Consider the following 7,286-nt stretch of genomic DNA (forward strand, 5'->3'; position numbering starts at 1 on the left):
ACCTCAAGCAATCTTGAGGTCAAGGCGCTCGCACATCGCCCCGACATACCGCACAATCGGCCCGAACCCCCTCTCACCGTCCCCCCGCAAAGGCCCCGATGACGCTCTCCTCCCAGCCGCTCCCCGCGCGTAAGACGCCGTCCGCACGTCCGCAACCCGCCGTTGGCGGGGCATGGGAAGCCTCAGCGGACGTGACAGCGGTACAACTCCCCGAAATCCGCCCGGGACGACTCCCCCGTCGCGTCCCGGTCCGCCGCCTGCGCCAGATCCTGTGTCTGCTTCCGCTTCTGCTGGTCACCGTGGTCGCGGTGCGGCACCGGTCGGTGCTCGCCGAGGGCTTCGCGCATCTGGGCAACGCCGAGTGGCCGTGGCTGCTGGCCGCGGCCGGGGCGACCTGTCTGACCTGGGTCGCCGCCGCCTGTACCCGGCAGGGCGCGGTCGTCGAGCGGCTGCCCCGACGGCGGCTGCTCGCCACGCAGTTCGCGGCGGGCGCGGCCAACCACCTGCTGCCGACCGGGCTGGGCGCGAGCGCGGTCAACCTGCGGTTCATGACGGTGTGCGGGCTGCCGCTCGCCCGCTCCTCGGCGGCTCTCGCGCTGTATCTGCTGGCGGAGAGCGTCGGCCGGGTGGCCCTGCTGGGTGCCCTGCTCGTCGCGTTCCCGGACGCGCTGCGGCTCGGCACGCTGGTTCCTCAGACGGCGTTCGGCCCGCTGCTGGCCGGTGCCGGTGTGGTGCTCGTCATCGCGGTGGCCGTGCTGACCCTGGTCCGGCGGGTGCGCTCTGCCGTGCTGTCCTTCCTGCGGACGGCGCTCGGCGAGGCCCGCTCGGTGCACACCCGCCCGGCCCGGGCCCTGGCCCTGTGGGGCGGGTCCTTCGCCTTCCCCGCGTTGCAGGCGTCCGTACTGGTGCTGGTGGGCCGGGCGATGGGGCTGGACGTGCCGCCCGCGCACATGGCGGTGGCCTACCTGGCGGCGACGGTCGCCGTCGCGCTGGTGCCCACCCCGGGCGGGATCGGCTCGGTGGAGGCGGCGCTGGTCATGGCACTGGTGGCGGCGGGCGGCCCGGCCGCGGTGGCCACGGCCGTGGTGCTGGCCTTCCGGGTCATCACGGTCTGGCTGCCCCTGCTGCCGGGCGCGCTGACCCTGGGCGCGCTGGTACGCCTGAAGGTGATCTGACCGGCCGACAGGCCCGCAGTGCCCTGGCCGGAAGTCCCGGCTCGGCCCGTTCCCCGGTACGAAACCCCGTACGGAATGCGGCAGGATGAACGATCGCGCCGACCCCGGGTCAGGGGTGGTCGGGCGCGACCGGACTTCCCGCAGGACGAACAGGTGACGACGTGACGAAACTTCACATCCGGCCGCCGGCAACGGCGTTCGCCGCAGCTTTTCTCCCCGGAGGTGACAGGTGAACCGGGCGCTCACCGCGGACGACCTGGTCTTCGCCGGCATCGCCCTGGCGTCGGGTTTGCTGGCGGCTTTCGCGCTGCGCATGCTGCTGCGCTGGCTGGGCCGGCACGCCGACCGCACCCGCTGGAGCGGGGACGACGTCATCGTGCACGCGCTGCGGGCCGTGCTGCCGTGGGCCGCGGTGGTGGGCGGCGCGGCGGGCGCGGCGGCGGTGCTGCCCCTGACGAAGACGGTGCAGCACCACACCAACCAGGTGCTGACGGTGCTGCTCATCTTCGTGGCGACGGTGTCGGCGGCGCGGGTGGTGGCCGGCCTGGTGCGCACGGTCACCCAGTCCCGTTCCGGTGTCGCCGGCTCGGCCACGATCTTCGTCAACATCACCCGGATCCTGGTCCTGGCGATCGGCTTCCTGGTGGTGCTCCAGACGCTGGGGATCTCCATAGCCCCGATGCTCACCGCCCTGGGCGTCGGCGGTCTGGCGGTGGCGCTGGCACTTCAGGACACGCTCGCCAACCTCTTCGCGGGCATCCACATCCTCGCCTCCAAGACCGTCCAGCCCGGTGACTACATCCAGCTCAGCAGCGGTGAGGAGGGCTACGTCGAGGACATCAACTGGCGGCAGACGACGATCCGCAACCTGTCCAACAACCTCGTCGTGCTCCCCAACGGCCAGCTCGCGCAGGCGAACATGACCAACTTCATGCGCCCCGAGCAGCAACTGACCATCCTGGTCCAGGTCGGGGTGGCCTACGACAGCGACCTGGAGCACGTGGAGCGGGTGACCAACGAGGTCATCGCCGAGACGATGACCGAGGTCGAGGGCGCCGTTCCGGACCACGAGCCGATCATCCGGTTCCACACCTTCGGCGACTCGCGCATCGGCTTCACGGTCATCCTGGGCGTCGGCGAGTTCAGCGACCAGTACCGGATCAAGCACGAGTTCATCAAGCGCCTGCACAAGCGCTACCGCACGGAGGGCATCCGCATCCCCGCCCCGGCCCGGACGGTGGCGCTCCAGCAGGGCGGGGTCGTCATCCCGCAGCAGCGCACGGGCGAGATCGAGCCGAACGAGATGTCCTCGGCCCGGTTCGACTGAGGCCTCACAGGGGCCGCTGCGGTGCTCTCGATCAGGTGATCGGCCACCGTGGCCTGCACCACCCGGGGGGCCATGAGCGAGCGGGACGGGTACGCGTACGCGATCCGCTCGCCGATCGGCCGCCGGTCGCCGGTCGCCGGTCGCCGGTCGCCGGTTGCTTTCGAGCCGGCCGCCACGACGTGCGGCAGCCCGCGCGATTCCGACCTGGGCGTTCGCGGGAAGCTGACGAGCGGGCGAGACGGCCGGCCGGCGCGGCTGAGGCCGAGAAGCCGATGCCGCCCGGAGCGGCGGCCCTTCCGCCGGAGCCGTCGCCGCGCCGACCAGGGCAGTCGCGGGGCCGCCACCCGCCCCACTGTCTCCCCGGCCCGGGCTCCGGGGCGATCGGTGGCGCGAAACTGGGCGTGGACCCCTGTCGAGACGAGGTCGGTCACGAGATATCTTGATGTCGAGCAATGTTGCAGACGTGGAGCGGAGCACCCGGTGACTGACTCGACCATCATCTATACGCACACTGACGAGGCCCCGGCCCTGGCAACGTATTCCTTCCTGCCGGTGGTCCAGGCGTACGCCTCGCAGGCGGGTGTCGCCGTCGAAACCCGCGACATCTCGCTGGCCGGGCGCATCATCGCCCTGTTCCCGGAGTACCTGACCGAGGACCAGCGCATCCCGGACGCCCTCGCGGAGCTCGGCCAGCTGGCCAAGACGCCCGCCGCCAACATCATCAAGCTGCCGAACATCTCGGCGTCGATCCCGCAGCTCAAGGCCGCGATCGCCGAGCTCCAGGGCCAGGGCTACGCGCTGCCGGACTACCCGGACGACCCGAAGACCGACGAGGAGCGCGAGATCCGCGCCCGCTACGACAAGGTCAAGGGCTCCGCCGTGAACCCGGTCCTGCGTGAGGGCAACTCGGACCGCCGTGCCCCCGCGTCGGTCAAGAACTACGCCAAGTCCCACCCGCACCGCATGGGCGCCTGGTCCGCCGAGTCCAAGACGGACGTGGCGACCATGGGCCAGAACGACTTCCGCTCCACCGAGAAGTCCGTGGTGATCGCCGAGGACGGCGCACTGCGCATCGAGCTCGTCGGCGACGACGGCACCACCACCGTGCTGCGCGAGTCCGTACCCGTCCAGCAGGGCGAGGTCGTCGACGCCTCCGTGATGCGGGTCGCCGCGCTGCGCGAGTTCCTGACCGAGCAGGTCGCCAAGGCCAAGGCCGAGGGCGTGCTGTTCTCGGTGCACCTGAAGGCGACGATGATGAAGGTCTCCGACCCGATCGTCTTCGGCCACGTGGTGCGCGCCTTCTTCCCGAAGACGTTCGCGAAGTACGGCGACAAGCTCGCCGCGGCCGGCCTGACCCCCAACGACGGTCTGGGCGGCATCTACAAGGGCCTGGACTCTCTGCCCGAGGGCGCCGAGATCAAGGCCTCCTTCGACGCCGAGCTCACCGAGGGCCCGGACCTGGCGATGGTCGACTCCGACAAGGGCATCACCAACCTGCACGTGCCCTCCGACGTCATCATCGACGCCTCCATGCCGGCCATGATCCGCACCTCCGGCCACATGTGGGGCCCGGACGGGCAGGAGCACGACGCCCTGGCGGTCATCCCGGACTCCTCCTACGCCGGCGTCTACCAGGCCGTGATCGAGGACTGCAAGGCCAACGGCGCCTTCGACCCGTCCACCATGGGCACGGTGCCGAACGTCGGCCTCATGGCGCAGAAGGCCGAGGAGTACGGCAGCCACGACAAGACCTTCGAGATCGCCACCACGGGCACGGTCCGCCTGGTCGACCAGAACGGCACCGCGCTCATCGAGCAGTCCGTCTCGGCCGGTGACATCTTCCGCGCCTGCCAGACCAAGGACGCGCCGATCAGGGACTGGGTGAAGCTGGCCGTCACCCGCGCCCGCGCCACCGGCGACCCGGCGGTGTTCTGGCTGGACGAGACCCGCGCGCACGACGCCAACCTGATCGCCAAGGTCAAGCAGTACCTGCCGGAGCACGACACCGAGGGCCTGGACATCCGGATCCTGAACCCGGTCGAGGCCACGAAGCTGTCGGTGGAGCGCATCCGGCGCGGCGAGAACACCATCTCCGTCACCGGCAACGTGCTGCGCGACTACCTGACCGACCTGTTCCCGATCCTGGAGCTGGGCACCAGCGCCAAGATGCTGTCGGTCGTCCCGCTGATGGCGGGCGGCGGCCTCTTCGAGACGGGTGCGGGCGGCTCGGCGCCGAAGCACGTGCAGCAGTTGGTCAAGGAGAACTACCTGCGCTGGGACTCCCTGGGCGAGTTCTTCGCCCTGGTGCCGTCCTTCGAGCAGTTCGCGAAGGTGACGGGCAACGCCCGCGCCCAGGTCCTGGCCGACACCCTCGACCGCGCCACGGCGACCTTCCTCAACGAGGACAAGTCCCCGACCCGGCGCGTCGGCGGCATCGACAACCGCGGCAGCCACTTCTACCTGTCCCTGTACTGGGCGCAGGAGCTGGCCCGGCAGACCGACGACGCGGACCTGGCGAAGGCCTTCGGCCCGATCGCCGAGACGCTGGCCGCGAACGAGCAGAAGATCGTCGACGAGCTGAACGCCGTCCAGGGCAAGCCGGTCGACATCGGCGGCTACTACCAGCCCGACCCGGCGAAGGCCGCTGAGGTCATGCGCCCGTCCGCCACGTGGAACGAGGCGCTGGCGTCCCTGAGCTGACGTCCGGGGCCCCTCGGTCCCTCCGCTCCGCCCCGGCCGGCGCACCGCCCGGCCGGGGCGGAGTTATGTTCGAAGAGGCGGGGTTTCGAGCGGAGCCCCTGACAACGTCCTGTGGAGCCGCCGCGTGACCGACGACCCCCACTCCTTCGACGTCCTGCCCGGCGCCGGGCACTCCCCCGTGATCCTGCATGTCCCGCACTCGGCACGGGAGATACCGCCGTCCGTGCGGGCGGACATCGTGCTGGGCGACGACGAGCTCGCGCGGGAGCTGGACCACATCACCGACGCGCACACGGCGGAGATCGCCGAGGCGGCGGCCGGGGCGGCCGGCGTCGTCCCGTGGCGGTTCGTCAACCGGCTGTCGCGGCTGGTCGTCGACCCCGAGCGCTTCCCCGACGAGCGGGAGGAGATGCGGGCCGTCGGAATGGGCGCGGTCTATACCCGGACCACGCACGGCGCCGTGCTGCGGTCCGGGGACGTCGAGGCCGGGCCGCTCGTCCAGCGGTACTTCCTGCCGTACGCACGGGCGATGACGCAGGCCGTGGCGGACCGGCTGGCCGCCACCGGGCGGGCCGTGATCATCGACGTGCACTCCTATCCCCGCGCCCGGCTGCCGTACGAGCTGCACGGGGAGGGGCCCCGGCCGCCGGTGTGTCTCGGCACCGACTCCTTCCACACCTCTCCCGGGCTACTGGACGCCGCGCGGCGGGCTTTCGGGGAGACGGAGCTCGACAGCCCCTTCAGGGGGGCCTACGTGCCGCTGGAGTTCTACGGGACCGACCCGCGGGTCGAGGCCCTCATGGTGGAGATCCGCCGGGACACCTACATGACCGAGCCGGGCGGCCTTGCCGGTCCCGGTCTCGGGCGGCTCGCCGCCGCGCTGGCCCGCTTGGTCGACGCCGTGTCCGGCTGACCGTTGCCGCAGACCTTGCTGGACGGCTGCCGGGACCGCGGCCAGCCGTCCCACGCGTGTGCCCTCCGCCGGCCCCTCAAGCCCGCAGCCACTCCGTCACCACCACGTCCCCGCCGGTCCGCAGCCGCAGGGCGAAGGGCCCCGACGGCGGTGCGTCGGCGGTGAAGCGGCCGAGGTCGTCGGACGTGAGCGAGGGGCCGGGGCGTGGTCCGGTCAGGACCTCGATCCTGGCCGGCTGGGGCGGCAGCACCTGGCCCATCAGCCCGTGCGGGGTGACCTCGACGTCGACGGTCACCTCGCCCGCCTGGAAGGTCAGCATCCGGGGCGGGTCGCCGGCTCCCCGGACCGGGAGGGCGTCGACCAGCGAGTCGAAGGTGAGCTCCGCGACGCGGGCGTCCAGGTCGTGCAGTGCGTAGGCGTCGACGACGAGCTGCTGGAGCTCCGCCGGCACGGGGTCCAGGACGGCGGCGGCCTGCCGGAGTTTCTCCTCCAGCAGCCCGGCGTCGAACTCCTGGTCGTCCCAGCCGTCCTCGTCGAACACGTCGTCGTTCATGTCGCTCATATCGCCCCCCGCGCTTCGAGCCGGGCCCGCAGGCGCCGCAGACAGCGCTGGCGCAGCGGCCCGATGCTGCCCACCGCGATCCCGAGCGCGGCGGACACGTCCTGGTAGCTGGGCGGCGGCGTGGCCATCAGCACCCGCAGCAACTGCCGGCACCGCTCGCCCAGTTCCTCGAACTCCTGCCACAACCGCCGTACCCGTTCGCTCTGGGCGGCGGCCTCCTCGGAGTCGAGCAGTGACTGTTCCGGCGTGCCGTCCTCGCTGGCCCGGTCCAGGAGCTGCGGATCGTCCGTCAGGGTCAGTCGTTGCGAGCTCCGGATGACTTTCAGGCACTCGTGGCGCGCGGTGCTCGCCAGCCACGCGCCCGCCTTGCCGGGTTCCCGGATCCGCCCGAGGTGCTGGGCGAAGCGGAACCAGGCGGTCTGGTAGACCTCGTGAGCGTCCGCGTCGGACAGCCGGTGGGCCCGGACCACGGACCACACCAGGGGGCTCAGCCCTTCCACGAGCGCCTTCCAGGCCCCCGCGTCACCGTCGGCGGCGGCCTGGACGAGCGCGCCGGCATCAGTACGGTCCACGGCAGCCCCACCCCTCGAGTACGGCACGTCATCGTAC

At 71.7% G+C, this 7,286-nt stretch carries 6 protein-coding genes; 4 read left to right on the forward strand and 2 right to left on the reverse strand.

Translation table 11 applies throughout. From position 1 onward, the window contains the following. Positions 1-191 precede the first annotated feature (191 nt). The 4 genes from CA983_RS38195 (at position 192) to CA983_RS38210 (ending at position 6,115) form a co-directional block, all read left to right on the forward strand. Entirely contained in the window at positions 192-1,175 is a 984-nt protein-coding gene (locus tag CA983_RS38195) for a lysylphosphatidylglycerol synthase transmembrane domain-containing protein (RefSeq protein ID WP_167407539.1), read from the forward strand. Between the two features lie 229 nt (positions 1,176-1,404). Then, positions 1,405-2,502, forward strand: a complete 1,098-nt coding sequence (locus tag CA983_RS38200; protein WP_086605307.1) for a mechanosensitive ion channel family protein — start codon at positions 1,405-1,407, stop codon at positions 2,500-2,502. Positions 2,503-2,982: 480 nt separating this feature from the next. Further along, positions 2,983-5,202 carry an NADP-dependent isocitrate dehydrogenase gene (locus tag CA983_RS38205; protein ID WP_086605308.1) on the forward strand — a complete coding sequence of 740 codons (2,220 nt, stop codon included), beginning with the start codon at positions 2,983-2,985 and terminating at the stop codon, positions 5,200-5,202. A gap of 124 nt (positions 5,203-5,326) precedes the next feature. Beyond that, the gene (locus CA983_RS38210; protein ID WP_086605309.1) at positions 5,327-6,115 is read left to right on the forward strand and encodes an N-formylglutamate amidohydrolase; all 789 of its coding nucleotides are present in this window, start codon (positions 5,327-5,329) and stop codon (positions 6,113-6,115) included. 76 nt (positions 6,116-6,191) lie between these two features. Here the strand turns inward: CA983_RS38210 and CA983_RS38215 are convergent, their stop codons facing one another. Next, entirely contained in the window at positions 6,192-6,677 is a 486-nt protein-coding gene (locus CA983_RS38215) for a hypothetical protein (protein ID WP_208637127.1), read from the reverse strand. Next, a complete protein-coding gene (locus CA983_RS38220; protein ID WP_086605311.1) occupies positions 6,674-7,249 on the reverse strand; it encodes an RNA polymerase sigma factor in 576 nt (191 codons plus the stop codon). The genes CA983_RS38215 and CA983_RS38220 overlap by 4 nt, the downstream gene beginning before the upstream one ends. Between the last annotated feature and the right edge of the window lie 37 nt (positions 7,250-7,286).

Origin of the sequence: Streptomyces swartbergensis, assembly GCF_002148965.1 — a bacterium.
In the GTDB taxonomy this organism is placed as follows: Bacteria; Actinomycetota; Actinomycetes; order Streptomycetales; family Streptomycetaceae; genus Streptomyces; species Streptomyces swartbergensis.

Bases quoted from the DNA above. Each gene is read 5' to 3' on its own strand.
- CA983_RS38215 (WP_208637127.1), bottom strand. From the start codon at position 6,677: ATGAGCGACATGAACGACGACGTGTTCGACGAGGACGGCTGGGACGAC.